The 734-nt window shown below is 34.9% G+C and carries 1 protein-coding gene; it reads right to left on the reverse strand.

All coding sequences use genetic code 11. From position 1 onward, the window contains the following. Nucleotides 1-152 precede the first annotated feature (152 nt). A complete protein-coding gene (locus BKH40_RS08615) occupies nt 153-515 on the reverse strand; it encodes a hypothetical protein (RefSeq protein WP_095278606.1) in 363 nt (120 codons plus the stop codon). Nucleotides 516-734: the final 219 nt, after the last annotated feature.

The raw sequence follows: 734 nt of genomic DNA on the forward strand, positions 1-734 counted from the left end.
TTAATGTTATAAGAGAGACAAAACCTCTACAAATACCTTTTTGAGAAGTCTCTCTTGTAATAAAAGCTTGCAAAAGCTTGTACACACACCTTTTAGGTGGCAGCCTGCTTGCCACTATCATTTCGCACGATAGTGTCAATGGGCAACTTTTATTATTCATCCTCTTCCTCTTTTGCTCTTTCTTCGTCAGTTTTTCTGTCATCATCATCAACTTCTCGCAAAAATTCTAAACTAAAAAGCTTGTCATCATAAGCTAGATATGCCCCATCTGCTCCCACTTTGTTGCCTGCAACTGTTGCGATGTCAGTGATGTAAAGTGTGCCACAATCTAGCTCTTGCTTGTCTTCTGTGTGGGGTTCTAGCTCTTTAAAGTTGTCTATGGCAGGTTTTAGTGTATTTAGTGCTTCGTAGAATCTCTCAAGTAGGTTTTTCTCTCCCTTAGTAAGTTTGCTTGTATAAACTCTTTCTGCTATGCCTAGATTTACTTTTCTGTCGTAATCGTTTAGGTAAATCATAAGTCTGCCGTCTTTTCTTCTGTTGTTTTATTATAAATACACTTAATTAGTATATTTATAGATGTATTTTATACTTAATACATATATTTGTCAAGTCTTTTGGCGTATTTTTTTACTATTTGCAAAAAAGTATATAAAAAAGCCTTTTATGTGTGCTTCATATAGCCTAGTTTAGGGCTTTAAGTCACTTTTTAGCCCTAAAATATACCTTTTAAAGCC

The organism is Helicobacter sp. 11S02629-2 (assembly GCF_002272875.1).
GTDB lineage: Bacteria > Campylobacterota > Campylobacteria > Campylobacterales > Helicobacteraceae > Helicobacter_I.